20 protein-coding genes and 1 tRNA gene are annotated in these 23,423 nt (G+C 68.8%); 7 read left to right on the forward strand and 14 right to left on the reverse strand.

Features of this window, described 5'->3' with window-relative positions; all coding sequences use genetic code 11:
* Positions 1–2 precede the first annotated feature (2 nt).
* The 8 genes from JAN5088_RS03785 to JAN5088_RS03820 form a co-directional block, all read right to left on the reverse strand.
* Positions 3–1,391: a UDP-N-acetylmuramoyl-tripeptide--D-alanyl-D-alanine ligase gene (locus tag JAN5088_RS03785; RefSeq protein WP_055681476.1), complete on the reverse strand. Its 1,389-nt coding sequence runs from the start codon at positions 1,389–1,391 to the stop codon at positions 3–5.
* Positions 1,388–2,854 (reverse strand): UDP-N-acetylmuramoyl-L-alanyl-D-glutamate--2,6-diaminopimelate ligase, encoded by a 1,467-nt coding sequence (locus JAN5088_RS03790; protein ID WP_055681679.1) that lies wholly within the window; start codon positions 2,852–2,854, stop codon positions 1,388–1,390. The genes JAN5088_RS03785 and JAN5088_RS03790 overlap by 4 nt, the downstream gene beginning before the upstream one ends.
* A gap of 76 nt (positions 2,855–2,930) precedes the next feature.
* Positions 2,931–4,727 carry a peptidoglycan D,D-transpeptidase FtsI family protein gene (locus tag JAN5088_RS03795; RefSeq protein WP_055681477.1) on the reverse strand — a complete coding sequence of 599 codons (1,797 nt, stop codon included), beginning with the start codon at positions 4,725–4,727 and terminating at the stop codon, positions 2,931–2,933.
* Complete coding sequence (gene ftsL, locus JAN5088_RS03800; protein WP_074962601.1) at positions 4,724–5,167, reverse strand: cell division protein FtsL; 444 nt, start codon at positions 5,165–5,167, stop codon at positions 4,724–4,726. Before ftsL ends, JAN5088_RS03795 begins: the two co-directional genes overlap by 4 nt.
* 3 nt (positions 5,168–5,170) lie before the next feature.
* Complete coding sequence (gene rsmH / locus JAN5088_RS03805) at positions 5,171–6,160, reverse strand: 16S rRNA (cytosine(1402)-N(4))-methyltransferase RsmH (RefSeq protein WP_055681478.1); 990 nt, start codon at positions 6,158–6,160, stop codon at positions 5,171–5,173.
* A gap of 9 nt (positions 6,161–6,169) precedes the next feature.
* Positions 6,170–6,676 carry a division/cell wall cluster transcriptional repressor MraZ gene (locus JAN5088_RS03810; protein ID WP_055681479.1) on the reverse strand — a complete coding sequence of 169 codons (507 nt, stop codon included), beginning with the start codon at positions 6,674–6,676 and terminating at the stop codon, positions 6,170–6,172.
* Positions 6,677–7,410: 734 nt separating this feature from the next.
* Positions 7,411–8,484, reverse strand: a complete 1,074-nt coding sequence (locus tag JAN5088_RS03815; protein ID WP_055681480.1) for an Mrp/NBP35 family ATP-binding protein — start codon at positions 8,482–8,484, stop codon at positions 7,411–7,413.
* 28 nt (positions 8,485–8,512) lie between these two features.
* The gene (locus tag JAN5088_RS03820) at positions 8,513–9,703 is read right to left on the reverse strand and encodes an MFS transporter (protein ID WP_055681481.1); all 1,191 of its coding nucleotides are present in this window, start codon (positions 9,701–9,703) and stop codon (positions 8,513–8,515) included.
* A 202-nt stretch (positions 9,704–9,905) separates the two neighbouring features.
* On the opposite strand from JAN5088_RS03820, the gene JAN5088_RS03825 reads away from it, so the two are divergent.
* Positions 9,906–10,124 (forward strand): DUF1127 domain-containing protein, encoded by a 219-nt coding sequence (locus JAN5088_RS03825; RefSeq protein ID WP_055681482.1) that lies wholly within the window; start codon positions 9,906–9,908, stop codon positions 10,122–10,124.
* 389 nt (positions 10,125–10,513) lie between these two features.
* Here JAN5088_RS03825 and JAN5088_RS03830 read toward each other — a convergent pair whose 3' ends face one another.
* From JAN5088_RS03830 to JAN5088_RS03840, 3 genes are all read right to left on the reverse strand, one after another.
* Positions 10,514–10,882: a SpoIIAA family protein gene (locus tag JAN5088_RS03830; protein WP_055681483.1), complete on the reverse strand. Its 369-nt coding sequence runs from the start codon at positions 10,880–10,882 to the stop codon at positions 10,514–10,516.
* A gap of 28 nt (positions 10,883–10,910) precedes the next feature.
* Positions 10,911–13,331, reverse strand: coding sequence for an ATP-dependent helicase (locus JAN5088_RS03835; protein WP_055681680.1), 2,421 nt, complete (start codon positions 13,329–13,331; stop codon positions 10,911–10,913).
* A gap of 110 nt (positions 13,332–13,441) precedes the next feature.
* Positions 13,442–13,843 carry an EF-hand domain-containing protein gene (locus tag JAN5088_RS03840; protein ID WP_055681484.1) on the reverse strand — a complete coding sequence of 134 codons (402 nt, stop codon included), beginning with the start codon at positions 13,841–13,843 and terminating at the stop codon, positions 13,442–13,444.
* Between the two features lie 126 nt (positions 13,844–13,969).
* On the opposite strand from JAN5088_RS03840, the gene JAN5088_RS03845 reads away from it, so the two are divergent.
* From JAN5088_RS03845 to JAN5088_RS03860, 4 genes are all read left to right on the forward strand, one after another.
* Positions 13,970–17,410: a pyruvate carboxylase gene (locus JAN5088_RS03845; RefSeq protein WP_055681485.1), complete on the forward strand. Its 3,441-nt coding sequence runs from the start codon at positions 13,970–13,972 to the stop codon at positions 17,408–17,410.
* A 121-nt stretch (positions 17,411–17,531) separates the two neighbouring features.
* A complete protein-coding gene (locus tag JAN5088_RS03850; protein WP_055681486.1) occupies positions 17,532–18,245 on the forward strand; it encodes a Flp family type IVb pilin in 714 nt (237 codons plus the stop codon).
* A gap of 219 nt (positions 18,246–18,464) precedes the next feature.
* Positions 18,465–19,193: a Flp family type IVb pilin gene (locus JAN5088_RS03855; RefSeq protein ID WP_055681487.1), complete on the forward strand. Its 729-nt coding sequence runs from the start codon at positions 18,465–18,467 to the stop codon at positions 19,191–19,193.
* Positions 19,194–19,357: 164 nt separating this feature from the next.
* Positions 19,358–19,432: transfer RNA gene (locus JAN5088_RS03860), tRNA-Gly, on the forward strand.
* Positions 19,433–19,501: 69 nt separating this feature from the next.
* Here the strand turns inward: JAN5088_RS03860 and JAN5088_RS03865 are convergent.
* On the reverse strand, positions 19,502–20,872 hold the full coding sequence (locus tag JAN5088_RS03865; protein WP_055681488.1) for a Hint domain-containing protein: 1,371 nt from the start codon (positions 20,870–20,872) through the stop codon (positions 19,502–19,504).
* 397 nt (positions 20,873–21,269) lie between these two features.
* Between JAN5088_RS03865 and hisB the strand changes: the two genes are divergently transcribed.
* Positions 21,270–21,857: an imidazoleglycerol-phosphate dehydratase HisB gene (gene hisB, locus JAN5088_RS03870; RefSeq protein WP_055681489.1), complete on the forward strand. Its 588-nt coding sequence runs from the start codon at positions 21,270–21,272 to the stop codon at positions 21,855–21,857.
* 4 nt (positions 21,858–21,861) lie between these two features.
* Complete coding sequence (hisH, locus tag JAN5088_RS03875) at positions 21,862–22,500, forward strand: imidazole glycerol phosphate synthase subunit HisH (protein ID WP_055681490.1); 639 nt, start codon at positions 21,862–21,864, stop codon at positions 22,498–22,500.
* 8 nt (positions 22,501–22,508) lie between these two features.
* Here the strand turns inward: hisH and JAN5088_RS03880 are convergent, their stop codons facing one another.
* On the reverse strand, positions 22,509–22,778 hold the full coding sequence (locus tag JAN5088_RS03880) for a hypothetical protein (RefSeq protein ID WP_055681491.1): 270 nt from the start codon (positions 22,776–22,778) through the stop codon (positions 22,509–22,511).
* Between the two features lie 165 nt (positions 22,779–22,943).
* Positions 22,944–23,330: a DUF2147 domain-containing protein gene (locus tag JAN5088_RS03885; protein ID WP_055681492.1), complete on the reverse strand. Its 387-nt coding sequence runs from the start codon at positions 23,328–23,330 to the stop codon at positions 22,944–22,946.
* Positions 23,331–23,423: the final 93 nt, after the last annotated feature.

Genomic DNA, 23,423 nt, shown 5'->3' on the forward strand with positions numbered 1-23,423 from the left:
TCCTATTCCGTCCGCCCGTTCGTCCCAAGGGCCCGCAGCCCCTCGACCAGCGTGGCCATCTTCATCGACAACGATCCCTTGACCAGCACCGCGTCGCCCGGCCGCACCATGTGCCGCAGATGGGGGGTCATGGCGGGCGCGTCTTCGGCGTGATGCCCGCGCCGGTCGGCGGGCAAGGCATCGTGCAGCGCGCGGGCCAGCGGCCCGACGGTATGCACGGTGTCGATGGCCTCCATTGCCGGATGCGCGGCCAGCGCGCGGTGCAGGTCGGGCGCCGTCGGCCCGAGTTCCTTCATGTCGCCGAGGACGGCGATGCGGCGCGCACGGCGCGGCACCGTGGTCGCCGCCAGCAGGTCGAGCGCGGCCCCCACCGAGGCGGGGTTCGCGTTGTAGGCATCGTCGATCAGGTCCACCGGTGCGCGGTCGGGGTCGAGCGTCACGGCTTGGCGCCGCCCGCGCCCCTCCGGCGGGCTCCACCCGCCCAGGGCCAGCGCCGCGCGCCCCACGTCGCCGCCCGCCGCATGGACAGCCGCCAGCACCGCCAGCGCGTTCATCGCAAAATGCGCGCCGGGGGCACCGACTCGGAACATGATCGGCCCCATGGGCGTCTCGGCGGAACAGACGGTGCAGCCATCGCCCGGCACCGCGCCGGTCAGGCGCCAGTCGGCGCCCGCGCCCTGACCGAAGGACAGCGTGCCGCGCTCGGCCAGGATGTCCGAGACGTCGAGGTCCGCGTTCCAGATCGCCGTGCCGCCGGGGCGCAGGCCCCCGAAGATCGCGGCCTTCTCGCGCGCGATGCCGGGCAGGCCGTCGGGGAAAGCCTCGAGGTGCACGGCCGCGACGGTCGTGACCATGGCCACGTCGGGGGCGGCCTGCGCGGCCAGGGGTGCGATCTCGCCGGGATGGTTCATCCCGATCTCGACCACGGCGAAGGCCGCATCGGGCGGAATGGCCGCCAGCGTCAGCGGCACGCCCCAATGGTTGTTGTAGGACTTGATCGCCGCGTGGGTCGGCCCCTGCGCGGACAGGACGTGGCGCAGCATCTCCTTGGTCGAGGTCTTGCCGACGCTGCCCGTGACCGCGATCACGCGGGCCGTCGTGCGCGCACGGCCTGCGCGGCCCAGCGCTTCCAGCGCGGTCTGCACGTCGTCCACGATCAGGAGCGGCGCGTCGGCGCAGCCTTCGGGCACATGGTCCACCAGCGCCGCGCCGGCGCCTGCGTCCAGCGCCGCGCGAACGAAATCGTGGCCGTCGCGGGCGGCGCGCAGGGCCACGAACATCTGGCCCGCCCCGATGGCGCGGCTGTCGATGCCGAGGCCGGTGACGGACCAGTCGCCCTGCGCCCGGCCCCCCATCGCCGCGGCGGCGTCGCTGGCGGACCAGAGCGTCATGCCTCGCGCCCTTCGAGGGCCGCGACCGACATCGACGCCTGCTCCACATCGTCGAAGGGCAGGATCATGTCGCCAACGACCTGACCGCTCTCGTGTCCCTTGCCCATCACCAGCAGCGCGTCGCCCGGCTGCAGCAGGCCCGCCCCGCGCAGGATGGCCTCGGCCCGGTCGCCGATCTCGATGGCGTCGGGCGCGCCCTGCAGGACGGCGGCGCGGATCGTGGCCGGGTCTTCGGTGCGGGGGTTGTCGTCGGTGACGATCACCACGTCGGCATGGTCCCGCGCCGCCTGGCCCATCAGGGCGCGTTTGCCCCGGTCGCGGTCGCCGCCCGCGCCCACGATGGCGACGATGCGGCCCATGACGTGCGGGCGCAGCGCCCGGAGCGCGGTGGCCACGGCGTCGGGCGTATGGGCGTAATCGACGAAGACCGCCGCCCCCCCGTCGCGGGTCGCGGCAAGCTGCATCCGGCCGCGCACGCCCGCAAGACGCGGCAGGGCGGCGAAGACGGCCTCCGGGTCCTCTCCCCCGCCGATGACGAGGCCGGCGGCCAGCAGGGCGTTCGCCGCCTGGAACCCGCCGATCAGGTCGAGGCGCGCGGTATGGCTGCGCCCCTGCCAGCGGAACAGCACGTCCTGCCCGGTCGCGTCGAACCGCTGGCCTGTCAGTTGCAGGCGCGCGGCATCGTTCCGGCCGACGCCGATCACCTCCTGCCCGCGGCTTTCGCAGGCGGCGGCGAGGTCGGGGCCGCGCGGGTCGTCGAGGTTCACGACCGCGATTCCGTCGCCCGGCAGCAGGCGGTCGAACAGCCCGGCCTTGGCGTCGAAATAGGCCTCCATCGTGCCATGATAGTCGAGATGGTCCTGCGTCAGGTTGGTGAAGCCCGCCGCGGCCAGGCGCACCGCCTCCAGCCGCCGCTGGTCGAGCCCGTGGGACGACGCCTCCATCGCCGCATGGGTGACGCCGAAGGCCGCCATCTCGGCCAGCAGGGCGTGCAGGGCTATGGGTTCCGGCGTGGTATGGCCGGCGGGGGCGTGAAACGCGCCTTCGACGCCCGTGGTGCCGATGTTGGCGGCGGTCAGTCCCAGCGCCTCCCACAGCTGGCGGGCGAAGGTGGCGACGCTGGTCTTGCCGTTGGTGCCGGTGACGGCGACCATGATCTCGGGCTGGGCGCCGGCCCAGAGCGCGGCGGCAAAGGCCAGCGCGGCGCGCGCGTCCTCGACCACCACGACGGGGGCGCCGGGGGGCAGCATCGCGGCGCCCGCCGGATCGGTCAGCACCGCCGCGGCACCACGGTCCAGCGCATCGGCGGCAAACCGCGCGCCGTGGGTCGCGGTGCCGGGAAGCGCCGCGAACAGGTCGCCGGGCCGCACCCGCCGGTTGTCGACGGCAAGGCCCGTCACGCAGGGGTCGGAGACCGGGGCCCCCGAGCCGCGCAGGCCCAGTTCGGAGAGTTTCTTCTGCATCGCCTTCACCGCATTCTGCCGCCGCAGGGTCGCGCCCGCCCTAGCGCGCAGCGCCGGTCGCGTCCATCGCCCGCCGTCAGTTGTCCGCCCCGGCCCGTGTCAGATAGGCCCCGAAGCTGTCGGCCGCCGGGTCGAAGTCGGGGCGCAAACCCAGGAGCGGCGCGATGCGGCGCACCGCCTCGGAGGCCACCGGAACGGCGGTCCAGCCGGCGGTCCGACGCTCCTCCCCCGCGGCCTGGATGCTCGGTTCGTCGAGCGAGACGACGAGGACATACTCCGGGTCTTGGGCAGGGAAGACGCCCGCGAAGGTGGTGATGACCTTGTCGCGATAGTAGCCGCCCGTCGGGCTGGGCTTGTCGGCGGTGCCGGTCTTGCCCGCGATCTGGTAGCCCTCCACCTCGGCCAGCGAGGCGGTGCCGCGCGTCACCACCTGCCGCAGCATGTGCCGCGCCTCGGCCGAGACGCGCTCCGACACGATGCGGGGGCCGGGTTCGGGCGGGGCGGCGCGCGCGAGCAGCGTGGGCGTGACCCGTGTGCCGCCGTTCAGGAGGGACGCATAGGCCGTCGCCAGATGCAGCGGCGAGGCAGAGAGACCGTGGCCATAGCTGATCGTCATGGTCGAGATGTCGGGCCAGCGGGCGGGCACCAGCGGCCGCGCGCCGGGCGCTTCGGTCAGCTCCACCGGGGTGGCCTCGAAGAAGCCGAGCGAGCGCAGGAACGCCTGCTGGCGGGTGCCGCCGATGTCGAGCGCCATGCGCGCCGTGCCGATGTTGGACGATTTGACGATGACATCCGTCACCGAAAGCTGGTTGCCGTAGTTGTGGAAGTCGCGGATGCGGAAGCGCCCCTGACGCAGCGGCCCGCGCGTGTCGATCATCGTGCCGGCGTTGGTCAGCCCCAGTTCCAGCGACTGCGCGGCGGCGAAGATCTTGAAGGTGGAGCCGAGTTCGTAGACGCCCTGCACCGCACGGTTGAACAGCGGATCGTCGCCCCGGTCGCCCTGCGTCAGGACCTGCGGCCGGTCGTTCGGGTCGAAGTCGGGCAGCGAGGCCATCGACACGATCTCGCCCGTGTGGATGTCCATCAGGATGGCGGCCGCGCCCTTGGCGTTCATCAGCTTCATGCCCGAGAGCAGCACCCGCTCCATCGCGGTCTGCACCGAGAGGTCGACGGACAGGCGCAGGGGCGCGCCCTCGCGGGCCGGGTCGCCAAGGTAGTCGTCGAACACCGCCTCGACCCCGGCGACGCCCTTGATCTCGGCCGCGCGCACGTCCTGTTCGCCGTAGCGCGCGCCGCCGAGGACGTGGCTGGCCAGCGGGCCGTTGGGATAGACGCGCATCTCGCGCTGGCCGAACAGCAGCCCCGGCTCGCCCAGGTCGTGGATCGCCTGCTGCTGCTCGGGCGAGATGTTTCCCTTGAGCCAGAAGAACTTGGACCCCGACTTGAAGCGGCGCTTCCAGGTCTCGGGGTTCATGTCGGGAAAGACGCGGGCCAGACCTTCGGCGGCGGCGTCCGAATCGACCATCAGATGCGGCTGGGCATAGAGCGCGGTGGCCGTGACGTTGGTGGCGAGCACGCGGCCCTGCCGGTCGATGATGTCCGCGCGTTCCGACACGATGCCGGCCCCGGCGAGGCCGCCGGTCGCAGGCTCCCGCGCCTCCGACGCCGAGATGGCGCCCATCTTGAGGCCGACGGCGGCGAAGCCCACGAGAAAGCAGGCGGCGGTGAACTTGAGGCGGCGTTCGGCGCGCAGGCGCAGCTTTTCGGGATTGGCGCGCGGCGCCGCCGGGGCCGCGTCGCGGGGGCGCGGCACGGTGGGGGTGACGGGGCGGAAGGGGTCGATGGCATGGGTGCGGCGACGGCGGAAGATCATGGCAACTGCTCCCCGTCGTCGGCCAGCGTGGGCGGGGCGATGACGCGCGATTCGGCCTCGGCGCCGAAGACGTGGTTCATGATGATGACGTCGCCGATCTGACGCTCCAGCACCTTGCCCGCGATGCGGTTGCGGGGCGGCTCGGGCGGCGGCGGCGGCGCGAAGCTGACCTGATCGGCCAGCGCGAAGTGGTCGGGCGCGAGGGGGACGAGGCCCAGGCTCTCGAAGTTCATCTCGGCCAGTTCGTGCAGGCGGTCGGGACGGTTGAGATAGGCCCATTCGGCCTTGAGCATCGACAGTTCCTGATGGCGGGCGCCGATGGTTCGTTCCAGCCGGGCGACGGCGCGTTCCGTCGCACGGGTGCGGTAGCCTTCGTCGTAGGCCCAGAAGGCCAGTGCCACGACGAGGCAGATCGACAGGGCGTAGAAGACGGTCCGCATCCGCTATCCCTCCAGCGTGACGGGGTCGGGCAGACCCAGGGTGCGGCGGTCCACCGGGCCGGCGGGCGCGTCGGTGCGGCGGGCGAGGCGCAGGCGGGCGGAGCGGGCGCGGGGATTCGCGGCGACCTCGGCCTCGGCGGGCGAGATGGCCCTGTGGGTAACGGTGAAGGCCGGGTCGCGGGTTTCGCGCGCGGGCGCATGGCGGCTGCCGCCGCCGCCGGTGTCGGCACGGTCGGCGAGGAAGCGTTTGACAGCGCGGTCCTCGGTCGAGTGGAAGGTGACGACGGCGAGCCAGCCGCCGGGGCGCAGCGCGCGTTCGGCGGCCTGAAGGCCCCCGACGAGTTCGCCGAATTCGTCGTTCACCGCGATGCGGATGGCCTGAAAGCTGCGCGTCGCGGGATGGCTTTGCCCCGGTTTCTGGCGCGGCAGGTTGGCGGCGACCGTGCCGGCGAGGTCGAGAGTGGTGGCGAAAGGCGCCTGTGCGCGACGGCGGACGATGGCGCGGGCAATGCGGCGGGCGGCGCGCTCCTCTCCGTAGCGGTGCAGGATGTCGGCCAGCGCGGCCTCCTCCAGCGTGTTCACGAGGTCGGCGGCGGTCGGGCCGCTGTCGCCCATCCGCATGTCGAGGGGGCCGTCGCGCATGAAGCTGAACCCCCGGTCGGGCACGTCGAGCTGCATCGAGCTGACGCCGAGGTCCAGCACAACGCCATCCACGCCGTCGGACGCGGGCGTCACCGCGTCCATGTTGGAAAACACGTCCTTCACCAGGATGACCCGCCCGTCCGCATATTCCCCTGCCCAGTCCTGCGCCATGCGGTGGGCCAGCGGATCGCGGTCGAGACCGATCACCCGGTCCGCGCCCGCCTCCAGAAGCCCCCGGGTGTATCCCCCGGCGCCCATGGTCCCATCCAACCACAAGCCCCTGACGGGGGCCACGTTTTCGAGGATCGGGGCCAGAAGAACGGGAACGTGTGGCGCGGCGGACTCAGTCACGGGCCCACCTCATTCCGGGGCACGGCGCTTCTTGGGCAGGAGCGAGGTGATCGGCATGCCTTCGGGCAGCTCGGAGAGGACCTGGCCCAGGCGGCTGGTCGCGGAAGTGGGGGCGTCGGGCGAATGGATGCGGAAGGTCTTGCCCTTGCCGCCGAAGACCGCCGCGTCGGTGATGCCGATGCGGTCGCGCAGCGCGGCGTTCAGGATCAGGCGGCCGCTGTCGTCGATGGTGACGGTGTCGGCGTTGAGGTAGAAATAATCCTCCAGCGCCTCGCGGGCGGGGTCGCCCTCGTCCATGTCGTCGATCATCTCGCCCATCTCAATGGCGCCCTGCATGGTGTAGATGGTGTAGTAGGGCACGCGGTCGTCGCCGAAACAGAGAACCATGCGGGGGTTCGTTCCGGCTTCGCGCGCGGGATCGCAGGCGTCGAGGACGCGGCGGAAGTCGGCGGGGATCGAGACCCTGCCCTTCGCGTCCACCTTGTGGGTGCTGGTGCCTCGGAAGCGCTGCTCCAAACCCGGTTTCCTGACTTTCGGACGCGCGGTGCGGCCGGTTTCGATTGCCGTCCCCCGGAACGGAAACGGGCGGATCGGGTGTCTGCCAATACCCGATCCGCCCTATGTTCCCGTCGCAGCGATCCCGTCATGTCGGGGGCTGTTTCGGGCGTCCTTGTCGCGCGGTCACCTGGGGGGATGCTGCTCGCTGCGCGCTTCGGACCTTCTTCATCCAGAGACGTCTTGTGGGGGGTGCCTGTATGTAACCTGCCTTCGTTTTAGGGGTCTGAGGTCTGCGCCTCTTGCCTCCCCGTGCTCTGTAGAAACTTGATGCCACGTCCACGGCGGTATGAGAAGCCACTTTGTGACACTCCATCCCACTTTTGTTATCCACAGGATGTGGGTAAGGCTGTGAGTTAAGGTATTTCACACAACATGTTGTGTACTGAGCAATATTTCAGACGATTTCTAGCTGCGTTTATTTCGGAGGTTTTCCGCCCGCTGGCACCAATCGTGACCCAAAGCCCACAGGCCGGGGCGGCAACGGCCACCGCGGCTTTTCCGGGTTTACAGGTCGAGAATCGGCCGATCCGAGACGATTGGCAAGCCGAACCCCTTGATTCAAAGGGTCGCAGGCTCGTCAGCGGAATTTTGCGAATCGGAAGCGGTGCGTGGCAGGGCGATTCTCGCCTGCCGTGTGGCATCCGGACCCGTGCCCGGACCCATGCGGTGGCATGAAATGCCGCGGAGTGGGGTCAGGCCCGGCCCGCGGCCACCAGATCGCGCGCGATGCGGGCATAGGCGTCGGCCATCGGCCCTTCGCCCGCCGCGACCGGCGTGCCCGCATCGCCGCCGAGCCGGGTGTCGAGGTCGATGGGCAGCGCGCCGAGGAACGGCAGGCCCAGCTTGCCCGCCTCGGCCCGGACGCCGCCGTGGCCGAAGATATGCGCTTCAAACCCGCAATTGGGACAGTGGAAGGTGGACATGTTCTCGATCAGGCCCAGCACCGGCGTCTTGAGCGTGGTGAACATGTCGAGCGCCTTGCGCGCATCGAGGAGCGCCACGTCCTGCGGGGTGCTGACGACGATGGCGCCGTCCACATGCGTCTTGGAGCAGAGCGTGAGCTGCACGTCACCGGTGCCCGGCGGCAGGTCGACGATCAGCACGTCGAGATCCTGACCGCCGGTGTGATGGGTCCAGACCACCTGCCCCAGCATCTGCTGGAGCGCGCCCATGAGCATGGGGCCGCGCCAGATGACGGCCTTGTCCTCCGCCAGCATGAGGCCGATGGACATGACGGTGACGCCATGGGCCTGCAACGGGTGGATCGTCTTGCCGTCGGGCGAGGCGGGGCGCTTGCTGAGGCCCATCATGCGCGGTTGGCTGGGGCCGTGGATGTCGGCATCGAGAAGGCCCACGCGCCGCCCCTGTCGCGCCAGCGCCACGGCGAGATTCGAGCTGACGGTGGATTTGCCCACGCCACCCTTGCCGGAAGCGATGGCAAGCACGCGGCGGACGCCCGGCACGGCGGTGGGCCCGGCCTGCGGCTTGGGGTGGCCGCCGATCTTGAGCGCGGGGGGCGCCTGTTCGGCGGTGAGCACGGCCTGCACCCGCGCGACGCCGGGAAGGGCCGCGACGGCGGCTTCGGCAGCGGCGCGCATCGGCTCCATCACGCGGGCGATCTCGACGGAGGGCGCCTCGATCACGAAGCGGACGTCGCCGCCGTCGATGACCAGCGCGCGCACCATGTCGGCGCCGATCAGGTCGCGGCCGTCCGGGATGCGGATGGCCGAGAGCGCGTGCTTCACGTCTTCGCGGTCGATGGTCATCGGATGCTCCCCCTCGGGTGGTCGGGGTCTAGGTGGACCTGCGGGCAGGGGATGGCAAGACCAGCGCCGCCGCGACGAGGGTGCCGCCGAGGCCCGACCAGAGCAGGACGGTGGAAAGGCCGAAGACGCCCGCGAGCAGGCCGATGGCGCCGGACCCCAGGGCCACCGCACCGATGCCCACGACGACCCAGAGCGACATGACGCGGCCGCGCAGGTGGTCGGACAGATCCTCCTGCACCGCGGCCTGAAGGCCCACGCCGCAGAAGGTCGAGGCGAAGCCCAGCACCGCCGTCCAGACCAGGGCCGCGTGCCAGGACGACGACAGGCCGAGGCAGGCGAGCGACGCGATGCCACCCAGAAGGACCGCGCGCGTGACCGGCGGGATGCCCCCCTGCCCCGCGCCTGCCGTCTTGGCCAGAGCGGCGGCGAGCGCGCCCGCCCCGGCGGCGGCGGTCAGAAGGCCCAGACCCGCCGCGCCCTTGTCGTGGACGCCCTCGGCCATGACGGGCAGGAGTTCGAGGTAGCCGCGCACCAGCACCGCGATGGCCGCCGTCAGCACCATGGCGTGACGCGCGACAGGAGTGGCGGCGAGATAGCGCAGCCCCTCGCCGATGCCCTGCATCAGCCCCGCGCGCGGCGCGGCAGGCAGGGGGCGCGGGTCCATCCAGCGGATCGCGGCGAGCATCGGCAGGTAGAGCGCGGCCGAGAGCCAGAGCGTCGTCACCGCGCCGAAGGCCGCGATCATCACGCCGGTCAGCACCGGGCCGACCATCCGCCCCATGTTGAAGTTGAGCGCCGAGAGCGCGACGACGTTCGGGACATCGGCGCGCGGCACGAGGCGCGGACCGAGCGACATGCGGACGGGATGATGCGCCGCAGTGATGAGGCCCACGGTGAAGGCCACCGCCGCAAGCCCCCAGCGGCCCAGCCCCGGCCCGCCCGCGACGAGCGCGGCCACCGCAAGCACCGCCGCCATGGAACCCGAGGTCATCATCAGCGCGCGACGGATGTCGGCGCGGTCGACCAGCACGCCGAAGACCGGCCCGGCGAAGATCGTGGGCAGAAGGCCGAGCGCCGCGATGAAGCCGACGAAGGCGGCGGAATGGGACACGTCCCACGCGAGCCAGCCCAGCGTCACCCGCTGCGCCCAGAGCGCCTGCACGACGGGGACGGCGGCGAAGAAATAGGCACGGAATCCGGAGTGGCTGAGGGCGCTCATCGGCCAAAGCTAGGCGCGGCGCGCGAAAGGGCCAACGAACGCGACGTCATCCATGCAGATGCTGCATAGCGGCATTGAGACAACCGGCCGTTGTGCAACTGCGGCGTTAGCGCCATCTATCACTCAACGAAACGGCGAAACGGCAATGGGGCCGTGACCCGATCAGAGGCAGAAAGCCTCTGGAACCAGAGGAACGAAAAACATGGCAAGCACCTTCTACGGCAACACTGCAACCTCCGCCACCCTGCGCGACCGAGTTGCGGCACGTCTCGACACCGCGCGTATCGGTCTCGGCAACTGGCGGACCTATCGCCGGACGCTGAACGAACTGTCGGCGCTGTCGAACCGCGACCTGGCCGATCTGGGCCTGAGCCGGTCGATGATCCGCGCGATCGCGTTGGAAGCGGCCTACGGCAAGTAAGAGATACCTGCAGTGCCCGGTCCTCCCCCGGGCATTGCGGGGACGCGGCGGCGATCTCCTCCCTGATCCGTCCGCCGCACCACATTCCCGGCCCTTTCCTCCCATCGGGCCGGGGACCGGTCCGGACCTCTCCTCCTCCCTTGAGGGCCGGACATCGTGAAGGAACCGGCGGCATCCTTTCCTCCCATCGGATGTCGTCGGGGCCTTTCACGGACAGATACGGAACCTTCGCCGCAGTGCGGCGTTCGGAACCGGAACTTCGACGGCGGGCGTCTCCTCCCGATTGGCCCGTCGCCCGAAGCCGGACGCTGCCCGACCTCCCTCGCGGCTGGCGTTCGACGCAGAAACGGCGGTGCCCATCCTCCCATGGGCGCCGCCGTTTTTTTGCGTCAGATGTCTGCGGCCCAGTCGATCGCCTCCGGGGCCGAGCCGAATGGAAAGATGCGGATGTCGAGCGTCGGGACGATCGGATCGAGACGCTCGAAGATGTAGCCGAGCCATGTCTTGTCCGTCAGGACGGCCAGGCGGCGGAACTGCATCAGGTTGCCCAGCAGCCCGAGCTCATGCCGGATGTCGGCCGCGACCGCATCGCGCGAAGCATCATTGAACCCCTCGAAATCGACGACCGCGCCGATGCTGCGCTGGCTTTTGAGCAGGCCGTCCAGATCGGCGTAGATCGCGTCGATGTCGGCGCGGTCGAGATCGCCCGACAGCCGGATCGCCCAGACGTTTTCGGGCGCGTCCAGTTTTTCGTACATCGCGGGTCTCCTGTGATTGGGTGCGGCGTCAGAACGGCACGTCGCCCGCCTGATCGGCGGGGACGAGGAAGCGGCCGACGAGTTTCTTCACGCCGGCCTTGTCGAAGGAGACCTCGAGCTTGTCGCCCTCCACCCCCGTCACCTCGCCGTAGCCGAACTTCTGGTGGAACACGCGGTCGCCTTCGGTGAAGGCGCTGACGGCGGTGGCGTCGATCGTCAGGTTCTTGGCCTCGGACGGCTGGCGCATGGGGCGGGTGGCGTTGGATTGGAGCCGCCGCCAGCCGGGGGAATTGTAGACGTCGGCGCGGGCGGCCTTGTCCTGCAGGTTGGATTCGACGCCGCCCGACATGGCGGCCTGCTGTGCTGCGGCCATGCCGGTCGCGCCGAAGCCGCCGCCGTAGAGGCCGGGCGGGGTCAGCACCTCGACGTGTTCGGTGGGCAATTCGTCGATGAAGCGCGACGGCAGGGCGGATTGCCACTGGCCGTAGAGGCGGCGGTTGGCCGCGAAGCTGATGGTGCAGATTTCCTCGGCCCGGGTGATGCCGACGTAAGCGAGGCGGCGTTCCTCCTCCAGCCCCTTCATGCCGCTTTCGTCCATCGAGCGCTGCGACGGGAACAGCCCGTCCTCCCACCCCGGCAGGAAGACGACCGGAAACTCCAGCCCCTTGGCGGCGTGGAGCGTCATCAGCGTGATCTGGGGTTCGGACTGCGACTGCTCGTTGTCCATGATGAGGCTGACGTGTTCGAGGAAACCCTGCAGGTTCTCGAACCCTTCCAGCGCCTTGACCAGTTCCTTGAGGTTTTCGAGCCGGCCCGGCGCCTCGGGCGTCTTTTCGTTTTGCCAGAAGGTCGTGTAGCCGGATTCGTCGAGGATTTCCTCGGCCAGCCGGATGTGGTCACGCCCGTCGAGCAGTTCCGCCCGCCAGCGCGCCAGACCATCGACCAGTTCGGCCAGCGCCTTGCCGCCCTTGCCGCCGATGGTCTTCGTGCGCACGCAGAGCCGCGCGCCCTCGACCAGCGACACGCCGTTCGACCGGGCCATGACCTGGATCGTCTGCTGCGCCTTGTCGCCGAGGCCCCGTTTGGGGGTGTTCACGATCCGCTCGAACGCGAGGTCGTCGTCGGGGCTGACGACGAGGCGGAAGTAGGCCATGGCGTCGCGAATCTCGAGCCGTTCGTAGAAGCGCGGGCCGCCGATCACGCGGTAAGGCAGGCCGATGGTGAGGAAGCGATCCTCGAAGGCGCGCATCTGGTGGGCGGCGCGGACGAGGATGGCCATGCTGTCGAGCGGGATCCGGTCGAGACCGCGGGTGCCGCGTTGCAGCGATTCCGCCTCCTCGCCGATCCAGCGGGCCTCCTCGTCGCCGTCCCAGTGGCCGATGAGGCGGACCTTCTCGCCCTCCTCTGCTTTCGTCCAGAGGGTCTTGCCGAGGCGGCCCTTGTTGCCCGCGATGACGGCGGAAGCGGCGGCGAGGATGTGGGGGGTGGAGCGGTAGTTCTGTTCCAGGCGGATGATCTGCGCGCCCTCGAAATCCTTTTCGAAGCGTAGGATGTTGCCGACCTCGGCGCCGCGCCAGCCGTAGATGGACTGGTCGTCGTCGCCCACGCAGCAGATGTTGCGGTGCCCGCCGGCCAGCAGGCGCAGCCAGAGGTACTGGGCGACGTTGGTGTCCTGGTATTCGTCCACGAGGATGTAGCGGAACCAGCGGCGGTATTGTGCGAGCACGTCGTCGTGGGTCTGGAAAATATGGATGACGTGCAGCAGCAGGTCGCCGAAATCGACGGCGTTCAGCGTGAGCAGCCGGTCCTGATAGGCGCGGTAGAGCGCGACGCCGTGGCCATCGAAGGCGCCGGCCTCGTTCGCGGGCACCTTGTCGGGCGTCCAGGCGCGGTTCTTCCAGTGATCGATGATCCCGGCCAGCATCCGGGGCGGCCAGCGCTTTTCGTCGATGTCGGCGGCCTGGATGAGCTGCTTCAGCAGGCGGTTCTGGTCGTCGGTATCGAGGATGGTGAAGTTCGAGCGCAGGTGAAGGTCGCGCGCCTCGCCCCCGACGCTCACCTTGCGGCCGACGAGTTCGGCGTGGCGGCGCAGAAGCTTGACGCAGACCGAATGGAAGGTGCCGAGCCAGGGCATCCCCTCCGCCGCCTGGCCCATCATGCGACCGAGGCGGTCCTTCATCTCGCGCGCGGCCTTGTTGGTGAAGGTGACCGCGAGGATCTCGTTCGGGCGGGCCTTGCCCTGCGCCATCAGGTGCGCGATGCGGGCCGTCAGGGCGCGGGTTTTGCCGGTGCCTGCCCCCGCGAGCATCAGAACCGGACCGTCGAGCGTCTGCACCGCCTGCAATTGCGCGGGATTGAGCCCGTCGAGATAGGGCGCCGGGCGCGCGGCCATGGCGCGGGCGGACAGGCTGGGGGCCTCGAAGGCGTCGGAATCGGTGCTATCGGTCATGGCTGCAAGGTAAGGCGGCAGCCGCGCCAAGGGAACCCCGCGTTCGCGCTATGTTCCCAAGGGTGCGAAAAAGGGCCGGGCCGCCACCAGGACGGCCCGGCGGGAACGCGTCAGCCGTCGCGGTCCATCATCATCTGCCGCTCGCCGGAGAACATGTTGTATTCGTCCTCGTCGAGCAGGTCGTTGTCGTCGGCATCGAAGCGATCGAAGTCGGCTTCGTAGAACTCGTCCTCCGAAATGTCGCCGCTGGCATCGATGTCGTAGGTGTCGGACCCGACCATCTCCTCCATGCCTTCACGGCCGGCGTCGAACTCGTCCGTCGTCACCATTCCGTCGCCATCCGCATCGTAGCCGGTGAAGCCCGCGCTCATGTCGCCGTCGCGGTACTCCTGCATGCTGAGCATGCCATCGCCGTCGGCGTCGTAGTCGGTCATCATCTTCATGTCGTCCTGCGCCAGCACGGGGCCGGCGGTCATCAGGATCGCTGTCGTAAGTGCAAGTGTCTTGCGCATGTCGTCTCTCCCTTTGTTTGCAGGTATGGGGAAACGTCCACCGCGGGCTGCGGTTCCCGCCGGAAACGGTTGCCGCATCGCAGCACGGCCGCTACCACTTCGGTCAACCGACGGGAGAGGCGAAGAATGGCCGAGTTCAGCAAGATCCTCATCGCGAACCGGGGCGAAATCGCCATCCGCGTGATGCGTGCCGCCAACGAGATGGGCAAGAAGACCGTCGCCGTCTATGCCGAGGAGGACAAATTGTCGCTCCACCGGTTCAAGGCCGACGAAGCCTATCGCGTGGGCGAGGGGCTGGGGCCGGTCGCGGCCTATCTGTCCATCCCCGAAATCATCCGCGTGGCGCGGGCGTCGGGGGCCGATGCGATCCACCCCGGATACGGCCTTCTGTCGGAGAACCCGGAATTCGTCGACGCCTGCACCGCCGCGGGCATCGCCTTCATCGGGCCCCGCGCCGAGACCATGCGGGCCCTGGGCGACAAGGCGTCGGCGCGGCAGGTGGCCATCGCAGCGGGGGTGCCGGTCATTCCGGCGACGGACGTTCTGGGCGACGACATGGCGGAAATCCGCAGGCAGGCGGAGGAGGTCGGCTATCCGCTGATGCTGAAGGCGTCCTGGGGCGGCGGGGGTCGGGGGATGCGGCCCATCGCGTCCGAGGAGGAGCTGGAGGAGAAGGTGCTGGAAGGCCGGCGCGAGGCGGAGGCCGCCTTCGGCAACGGCGAGGGATATCTGGAGCGGATGATCCCCCGCGCGCGCCACGTCGAGGTGCAGATCCTGGGCGACCGGCAGGGCAACATCTATCACCTGTACGAGCGGGACTGCTCCGTCCAGCGGCGCAACCAGAAGGTCGTGGAGCGGGCACCCGCCCCGTACCTTTCGGAAGCGCAGCGGGAACACATCTGTTCGCTGGGCAAGAAGATCTGCGAGCACGTGCAGTACGAATGCGCCGGCACCGTCGAGTTCCTGATGGACATGGATACCGGCGAGTTCTTCTTCATAGAGGTGAACCCCCGCGTGCAGGTCGAGCACACCGTCACCGAGGAGGTGACCGGCATCGACATCGTGCGCGCCCAGATCCTGATCGCGGAGGGCAAGTCGCTGATGGAGGCGACGGGGGTCGCGTCGCAATACGACGTCACGCTGGACGGCCACGCGGTGCAGTGCCGGGTCACGACCGAGGACCCGCAGAACAACTTCATCCCCGATTACGGCCGCATCACCACCTATCGGTCTGCGACGGGCATGGGCATCCGGCTGGACGGGGGCACGGCCTATTCGGGCGCGGTCATCACGCGGTATTACGACAGCCTGCTGACCAAGGTGACGGCCTGGGCGCGCACGCCGGAGGCCGCGATCAAGCGGATGGACCGGGCGCTCCGCGAGTTCCGCATCCGGGGCGTCAGCACCAACATCCCCTTCGTCATCAACCTGCTGCGGCACCCGAAGTTCCTGTCCTACGAGTATTCCACGCGCTTCATCGACGAGACGCCGGAGCTGTTCGACTTTCCCGTGCAGCGCGACCGGGCGACGCGCATCCTGACCTATGTGGCCGACATCTCGGTCAACGGGCACCCGGAGACGGAGGGTCGCCCCCGCCCCGCCGCCGACATCCGCGTGCCGCGCGCGCCCGACCTGATGGCGGATGTGCCGCCCGATGGGACGAAGCAGATCCTGGAGGCGAAGGGGCCGAAGGGGCTGGCCGACTGGATGCTGGGCCAGAGGCGGCTGCTGCTGACGGACACGACGATGCGCGACGGGCACCAGTCGCTGCTGGCGACGCGGATGCGGTCGATCGACATGGTACGCGCGGCGCCCGCCTATGCCGCGAACCTGCCGGAATTATTCAGCGTGGAATGCTGGGGCGGCGCCACCTTCGACGTGGCGTATCGGTTCCTGCAGGAGTGTCCGTGGCAACGGCTACGCGACCTGCGCGCGGCGATGCCGAACCTGCTGACGCAGATGCTGCTGCGGGCGTCGAACGGAGTGGGATACACCAACTATCCCGACAACGTGGTCCAGAGCTTCGTGCGGCAGGCCGCGGAGACGGGGATCGACGTGTTCCGCGTGTTCGACAGCCTCAACTGGGTCGAGAACATGCGCGTGGCCATGGATGCGGTGATCGACACCGGCCGCGTCTGCGAGGGGACACTGTGCTATACCGGCGACCTGCTGGACCCGGACCGCGCGAAATACGACCTGAAGTACTACGTCGGCATGGCCCGCGCGCTGGAGGATGCGGGGGCGCATGTGCTGGGCGTCAAGGACATGGCGGGGCTGCTGAAGCCCGCGGCGGCGCGCGCCCTGTTCGGCGCGTTGAAGGAGGAGGTGGGCATCCCCATCCACTTCCACACCCACGACACCGCCGGCATCGCCTGCGCCACCGTCCTTGCCGCGAGCGAGGCAGGCGTGGACGCGGCGGACGTGGCGATGGACGCGTTCTCGGGCAACACCTCGCAGGCGACCTTCGGCACGATCCTGGCCGCGCTGAAGGACGATCCGCGCGATCCGGGTCTGGACGAGGGCGCGGTGCGGCGGATGTCGGACTACTGGGAAGCCGTCCGCGCGCAGTACCTGGCCTTCGAAAGCGGGATGCAGGCGCCGTCGTCGGAGGTCTATCTGCACGAGATGCCGGGCGGGCAGTTCACCAACCTCAAGGCACAGGCGCGCAGCATGGGGCTGGAGGACCGCTGGCACGAGGTGGCGCAGATGTATGCCGACGTGAACCGCATGTTCGGCGACATCGTGAAGGTCACGCCGTCGTCCAAGGTGGTGGGCGACATGGCGTTGATGATGGTCGCGCAGGGTCTGACGGTGGAGCAGGTGACGGACCCCGACACCGACATCAGCTTTCCGGATTCGGTGATCGACATGATGAAGGGCAACCTGGGGCAGCCGCCGGGCGGATGGCCGAAAGCGTTGCAGAAGAAGGTCCTGAAGGGTGAGCCGCCGCTGACCGACCGGCCAGGCAAGCACCTGCCGCCGGTCGACCTGGAGGCGGTGCGCGCGGAGCTTTCTGCGCGGCTGGAGCAGGAGATCGACGACGAGGATCTGAACGGATACCTGATGTATCCCAAGGTCTTCACCGATTACGCCGAGCGGCACGCCGTCTATGGCCCGGTGCGCGCCCTGCCCACGCCCGTGTTCTTCTACGGGATGCAGTCGGGCGACGAGACCCATGCCGAGATCGACCCCGGCAAGACGCTGGAGATCCGCTGCGTCGCCCGCGGCGAGACCAACCCCGACGGCGAGGTGCGGGTATTCTTCGAGCTGAACGGCCAGCCGCGGACCATTCGCGTGGCCGACCGGAGCGTGATGGCCGCGGCGGCCCGGATGCCCAAGGCCACGCCGGGAAACCCGGACCATGTGGGCGCGCCCATGCCCGGCGTGGTCGCGTCGGTCGCGGTGACGGAGGGGGCGAAGGTCCGCAAGGGCGACCTGCTGCTGACCATCGAGGCGATGAAGATGGAGACGGGCCTGCACGCCGACCGCGACGCGACGGTCGCCGCCGTGCATGTGGCACCGGGTGCGCAGATCGACGCGAAGGATCTGCTGGTCGAATTGGGCTGACGGCGGGGGCGTTGCCGTGAATTGTACCGGAATGGCCGCAATCCGGACACGGAAACTGCGCGGGAAGGTCGGGAGCAGACATTAACCCTTCCGCAACATGTCCTGACACCGAGCATCTGCCATGCCCCTGCCCCTTGCCCCCCTTCGCCGCTTTCTGCGTGGGACCGACGGCGCGATCACCGTCGAATACGTCGTCCTGGCCGCCGGGATCACGGGCCTGTCCATCGGGGCCTACGGCGCGGTGACGGACGGGCTGGGTGCGCTGGCCGGCACGGTCGAAGGCGAGATCAACGGCACCGCGTCCGATGGAACCGTCGGCAAGACCTATATCGAAGGTTTCCGCAGTGGCGCGGACGGCTGGAGCGGTGCGGAGGCGACCGACATGATGGGCATCGGCGAGGTGCTGGGACCCATTGGCGGATCGGGCGGCGCGCCCACCGTGTCGCGGGATTTCGTCACCGATCCGGATGCGGCCAAGGCGACGTTCCAGTTCGACCTCTATGCGATGGACAGCCTGGACCGGGAATCGGGCGTCATCTACATCGACGGCAAGGAAGTGGGCCGCGTGACCCGCAATCACCTGAAGGGCACGACCTTCACCCCGGCGGAGGGCTTGGCGGAGCGTGGCATCATCGTGCGGGCCGAGATTGTCGACGACGACATCCAGCTGGGCGGATCGACGTCGTGGCGCGATGCGCTATCGGTCATCAGCATCAGCGTGAAGGACCCGGGCGACACTGTGAACTTCGGCTTCGGGTCCACCGCGGACCAGGGGGTCGGGGACGAAAGCTTCGCCATCGACAATTTCGTGGCGACGGGGCTTCGGGATCTTTGAGAGATTCGGGCCGGAATGGGGCGGTGCGATTGCGCGACAGGGGGTCTGGGCACATTGCGGGTGGCCAAGGTACAGCTTGCGGAAACGGAGCCGTCCTTTGTGTCGAATTGTTCGCCGAGACCGGCCTCGCCGCCGCAATCCGGCCCCGAAATCTCCGCCGATTTGCCTGGGAGAAAGGCTAAAACTGGACCTAACCCGAATTAGACCCGAGTTTTTGCCATGCGTCCGAACCTTGCGATCCTGAAGACATTCCTCCGCGATACCTGCGGGGCGGTGACTGTCGAGTACGTGATCCTCGCCGCCGCCGTCACGGGCATGGGCATCGCCTCGACCGACGTGATCCGCAACGGTATGGGCACGCTCGCCGGGACCGTCGACGGAGAATTGCGCGGAACCTCGACCGACGAAGTGGTCGGCCTGAGCTATGCCGACAGCTTCGACAACGGCGCGAACGGTTGGTCGGGTGCGATCGCCAGCGAGATGGAAGGCGTCGGCCACGTCCTGGGGCCCATCGGCGGGTCCGGCGGGCAGCCCAGCGTGTCGCGCACCTTCGACATCGACCCCAACGCGTCCAAGGCGACGTTCGAGTTCGACCTGCTGGCCATGGACAGCCTCGATAAGGAATCCGGCATCATCTACATCGGCGGGATCGAGGTCGGAAAGGTTACGGGAGACCACGGAACGCCGACCTTCACCGCCGCCGAAGGGCTGCCCGATGGGGTCATCATCCGCGCGACGACGCTCGACAAGGATGTGCAGCTTGGCGGCAGCGACCGCTATAACGACTCGATCACGGGCATCCAGATCTCCGTGGCGCAGGACAAGGATGCACCGCTGGGGCAGCTCACCTTCGGCTTCGGGTCGACGGCGAACCAGCACACCGACGACGAGAGCTTCGCAATCGACAACTTCCGTGCGACGGGACTGCGCGACCCAAACAAGTCCTGACGCGGTGCAGCCTTGTGGGGCGTCAGGCTGACGACGGGGTCCGTCCTTCGGGGGCGGACCCCGTTTCGCATGGGGGGAGAAATCCTTCGGATTTACACGTCGGAGAGCCGTTTTTTCGCTTGCGGAGCGACGGCGCTTTTCCTATCTGACCTTCACCGAAGAGGGCGGGCGTAGCTCAGGGGTAGAGCATAACCTTGCCAAGGTTAGGGTCGGGCGTTCGAATCGCCTCGCCCGCTCCAATTCGGAACAGAGAAAGACCCCCGGCCAGACGGCCGGGGGTCTTTCTGTTTTCGCCCTGTGCCTGTGGGTCAGGCGACGAGAAGCTGCGTCAGAGGCGTGCGGGACATGGGTCGGGCCGCAGGGCCATAGGCATCGGGATCGGCCCGCAGGTCGGGGCGCGCGGCGAACAGACGTTCGCGGGCGGTGGCCTCAACCCCTTTGAGACCGTAGGCGCCGGGCAGGAAGGTCTCGACCTCCGCCCCTTCAGCGAAGATGTGGTGACAGGGCGTCAGCAGGTGGAAATAGGCCACGAGACCCGGCGCCTCGGCCCGGATCCCTATGCCGTCGATCAGAGACAGGGCGGGGACGAGCACCTCCTCCTCACCGAACAGGACCTGGGCCTGCCAACCGCGCAGCAGCATCCGGTGCTGGGGCGAGACGCGCGGCGGCCGGTCGTTGCCGACGGTGCCCGCGTCGCCCGACAGGAGGTCGTCGCCGGAGCCGGCGAAGACCGTGTCGTTCCCCGCACCCGCGTCGATGTTGTCGGCATCGCCGTCGCTGGCGGTCACGTCGAAGTCAATGTCCGACAGGTGGATCGCCTGCTGCGTCGGGCTGCCGTTGTCGTAGGTGATGACGATGCGATCCACCGGACCGGCAATCGTCACCCTAACAGCGCCGTCCTGCTGGTCGGGTTTGTCGTAGTTGATCCGCGCGGTGATGGTGTTGCCCTTGGCGGAATCGTGGCCGAGCACGTCGAGATCGACCGCGACCTCGTTTGCGTCGACGTCATAGGCGCGGACCGTCACGATGTCCTGGAAGTCGTTGGCGCGGTCCTTCACGCCGTCGATGTCGTTGATGACGAAAAGGACGTTGTGGACCTCGGCGGAAGCGTCGGCGGCGCTTTCGAAGGTAAGGGTCGAGTCGGTGGCGTTGCCGTTTACAAAGAGCTTGGCGGAGGACTGTGTGGAAATGTTGCTGTCCCCGGGCGCATAGAAGGCGCCTTCCTTGGTCGAGGTGTCGGCGGCGAAAGTGGCGCCTGACGCCAGGTCGGTCGTGACCGAGACCTGAATGCCGCCGTGGGTCTGCGTGGCGCCGCCCGCCAGGTTCTGGTTGTCGGCGTATTGCGACCAGCGGAACGTCTGCTGCGTCGTGGCCGCGGTGTACTGGTCGTTCGCGTCGACGCGGTTGCCGTTCGGATCGCCGCCATAGCCGCGGTCGATCAGGTCGTCGCCCGAGATGCCCAAGACGATGCCTTCGTTGACGTCGCCGCAGCGGAACGCAACGCCCTCGCCCGCGGTGACGGAGGGGTCGTAGTCCATCGTCTCGTAGGTGCGGCCCCGCGCCAGCGGCGAGGAGGCGAGGGTCAGGCGCGCGGCGCGGTCGTTCACGCTGAACTGGACGACGCGGATGGTCCCGTCGGTGACGGTGTCGCGGATGAGCCAGGAGTCGTCGGACTCCACGTTGGTGCCGGAGGCCGAGAAGCTGCCGATGGTGACGTCGGCCGTCGCCGTCTCTCCGGCCTATTCGTCAGCCAGGTATCCGCGCCCGCGTCCGTCACGCGGGTCGTTCCTGTCGCGTCCGCGGGGCCGGTCCAGACGGACTGCTTGCCTTCCGTCCGCGTCGGGATGGAGCCCGGATTGACGGCATAAAGGCGGAATCGTGGGTGGGCGGATCCTTGGTCTTGGGGCGCAGGGAATTGCCGATCCCGGACGAGTTGCAGAGAAACGGGACGAAAGAGGGGCCGCTCCGTGGCGGCTGGGCAACGTTTCGGGTGATGATGCCCCATGCCCGACGCCCTTCCCCGCCGCGCCGTTGCGCGGTAAGGGAGCGCGACCGAAGCCACCGGGGGACGCTTGGATGCGCCAAGCCACGATCAGCCGCAAGACCGCCGAGACCGACATCTCGGTCACCGTCGATCTGGACGGGACCGGAACCTACGACAACCACACCGGCGTCGGGTTCTTCGATCACATGCTGGATCAGCTGTCGCGGCACGCGCTGATCGACCTGACGGTCCGGTGCGACGGTGACCTGCATATCGACGACCACCACACGGTCGAGGATGTCGGCATCGCGCTGGGTCAGGCTCTGAACGAGGCCATGGGCGACAAACGGGGCATCCGCCGCTACGGGGCTTGCCTGCTGCCGATGGACGATGCGCTGGTGCGGGCCGCGCTCGACCTGTCGGGGCGCCCCTGGCTGAGCTGGGAGGTCGCGATGACCGCGCCGCAGATCAAGGGTTTCGACACGGAGCTGGTGCGGGAGTTCTTCCAGGCCCTTGCCGTGCATGGCGGCATCACGCTGCATGTCGATACGCTTCGCGGCATCAATTCGCACCACATCGCGGAGGCGGCGTTCAAGGCGGTCGCGCGATCCCTGCGCGACGCGCTCGAGGTCGATCCACGCAAGGCGGATGCCATTCCGTCCACCAAGGGCAGTCTGTAAGCCTGTGCTGACGGTTCTGGTCGACTACGACAGCGGCAACCTTCATTCCGCGCAAAAGGCGTTCGAGAGGATGGCCCGAGAGACCGACGCAGGGCGGATCCTCGTATCGTCGCGGCCGGAGGATGTGGCCCGTGCCGACCGGATCGTCCTGCCAGGTGACGGAGCCTTTCCGGCATGCCGGCGCGGCCTGCAGTCTTTCGACGGGCTTGAGGAGGCGCTGCTGGAGGCGGTGGGGCCGCGCGCCCGGCCGTTCCTGGGTATTTGCGTCGGGATGCAGATGCTGGCCAGCGTCGGGCATGAGCACGAGGACATCGCGGGGTTCGACCTGATCCCCGGCGCGATCGAGCGGATCGTGCCGTCGGACACGCGGCTGAAGGTGCCCCATATGGGTTGGAACGACCTGATCGTCACCGGCGCACATCCGGTGCTGGCGGATATCGCGACGGGCGACCACGCCTATTTCGTCCATTCCTATCAGATGGCGGTGGACCGACCGGTCGATCGTCTGGCGCATGTGGACTACGGCGGCGAGGTGACGGCGATCGTCGCGCGCGGCACCGTCATCGGCACGCAGTTCCACCCCGAAAAGAGCCAGCGGACCGGCCTCCGCCTGATCGGCAACTTCCTGTCCTGGAAGCCCTAGCCCCGGCGTCAGGACGACGGCTCGTCCATCGGGATGTCCTCGCCGAAGATGATGTCCTCCGGCACGGGCTCCATCGGCGGGGCGTCGAAGCTCACGTGGGTCAGGTCGGAGGCGAGAACGGTCGAGATGTTCCCCGAGGCCGCGCCGACCCCCTGCCCCGTGACCCCAAAGGTCGCCAGGGCAAGGCCGACGCCAGCCGCCATGAGGATGACCATTTCCACTGTCGCCGTCCCCCTGTCGTCCTGTGCCAGAGCGATGCCCCGCTTGAAAACATGCATGTCCGGTTCCCTTCCTGCGACGCGCGCAATGCCGCGCGACGGGCGGGGAAGACGATGCGGAGCGTACGGCGACTGGGCGGGATCGGGGCCGAAAGACGACCTTTGCCACGAATTCGATTACAATTTTCTACGCCCCCGGACGGAACGCCCGGGGGACGCCCAGGATCAGCGGATCTTGACCCAGTTCTGGCGGGCGCAGATCAGCCCCCCGGCGATGCATCCCCGCAGCGCCATCTGATTGCCGTCGAGAGCGATCTTGCCCAGATAGACCTTGTCGTTCGACGGCCGCCAGACGCGACCCTCATAGGCGCCGCCGCCACGGGGCACCATCTGCTGCACGATCTGGCGGCCGAGGTTCGGCGACTGGTACTCTCCGGCGGTGTTGAAGGTCCGGCTGATGGTGCCGCAGAAGGCTTGGCCGCAGGGCGCGATGGTGACATGGGCATAGGAGCCGTCGTCGACCTGCGTCTGCCAGACGCCTTCGATCGGATCGGCCATCGCCATCCCGGCCAGGCCCGTGGCCGCCAGCAGCGTCAGGAAAAATCGTTTCATCGGTGTCCTCCCTAAAGACTGGCGGAAGGGTGACGCGCGGTCCGGCGATCTGGCAAGACTGACGTTTCGGCATGGGCTTCACCCTCGCCCCGG

The sequence above is a fragment of the Jannaschia rubra genome, assembly GCF_001403735.1.
Classification (GTDB): domain Bacteria; phylum Pseudomonadota; class Alphaproteobacteria; order Rhodobacterales; family Rhodobacteraceae; genus Jannaschia; species Jannaschia rubra.

What these genes read in the sequence shown, in the direction of transcription:
- JAN5088_RS03880 (WP_055681491.1), bottom strand. Translation starts at nt 22,778, where the DNA reads ATGCATGTTTTCAAGCGGGGCATCGCTCTGGCACAGGACGACAGGGGG.
- ftsL (WP_074962601.1), bottom strand. Translation starts at nt 5,167, where the DNA reads ATGCGGACCGTCTTCTACGCCCTGTCGATCTGCCTCGTCGTGGCACTG.
- JAN5088_RS03835 (WP_055681680.1), bottom strand. Translation starts at nt 13,331, where the DNA reads ATGACCGATAGCACCGATTCCGACGCCTTCGAGGCCCCCAGCCTGTCC.
- JAN5088_RS03785 (WP_055681476.1), bottom strand. Translation starts at nt 1,391, where the DNA reads ATGACGCTCTGGTCCGCCAGCGACGCCGCCGCGGCGATGGGGGGCCGG.
- JAN5088_RS03825 (WP_055681482.1), top strand. Translation starts at nt 9,906, where the DNA reads ATGGCAAGCACCTTCTACGGCAACACTGCAACCTCCGCCACCCTGCGC.
- JAN5088_RS03885 (WP_055681492.1), bottom strand. Translation starts at nt 23,330, where the DNA reads ATGAAACGATTTTTCCTGACGCTGCTGGCGGCCACGGGCCTGGCCGGG.
- JAN5088_RS03845 (WP_055681485.1), top strand. Translation starts at nt 13,970, where the DNA reads ATGGCCGAGTTCAGCAAGATCCTCATCGCGAACCGGGGCGAAATCGCC.
- JAN5088_RS03795 (WP_055681477.1), bottom strand. Translation starts at nt 4,727, where the DNA reads ATGATCTTCCGCCGTCGCCGCACCCATGCCATCGACCCCTTCCGCCCC.
- JAN5088_RS03790 (WP_055681679.1), bottom strand. Translation starts at nt 2,854, where the DNA reads ATGCAGAAGAAACTCTCCGAACTGGGCCTGCGCGGCTCGGGGGCCCCG.
- JAN5088_RS03850 (WP_055681486.1), top strand. Translation starts at nt 17,532, where the DNA reads ATGCCCCTGCCCCTTGCCCCCCTTCGCCGCTTTCTGCGTGGGACCGAC.
- hisB (WP_055681489.1), top strand. Translation starts at nt 21,270, where the DNA reads ATGCGCCAAGCCACGATCAGCCGCAAGACCGCCGAGACCGACATCTCG.
- JAN5088_RS03855 (WP_055681487.1), top strand. Translation starts at nt 18,465, where the DNA reads ATGCGTCCGAACCTTGCGATCCTGAAGACATTCCTCCGCGATACCTGC.
- JAN5088_RS03830 (WP_055681483.1), bottom strand. Translation starts at nt 10,882, where the DNA reads ATGTACGAAAAACTGGACGCGCCCGAAAACGTCTGGGCGATCCGGCTG.
- JAN5088_RS03820 (WP_055681481.1), bottom strand. Translation starts at nt 9,703, where the DNA reads ATGAGCGCCCTCAGCCACTCCGGATTCCGTGCCTATTTCTTCGCCGCC.
- JAN5088_RS03840 (WP_055681484.1), bottom strand. Translation starts at nt 13,843, where the DNA reads ATGCGCAAGACACTTGCACTTACGACAGCGATCCTGATGACCGCCGGC.
- JAN5088_RS03815 (WP_055681480.1), bottom strand. Translation starts at nt 8,484, where the DNA reads ATGACCATCGACCGCGAAGACGTGAAGCACGCGCTCTCGGCCATCCGC.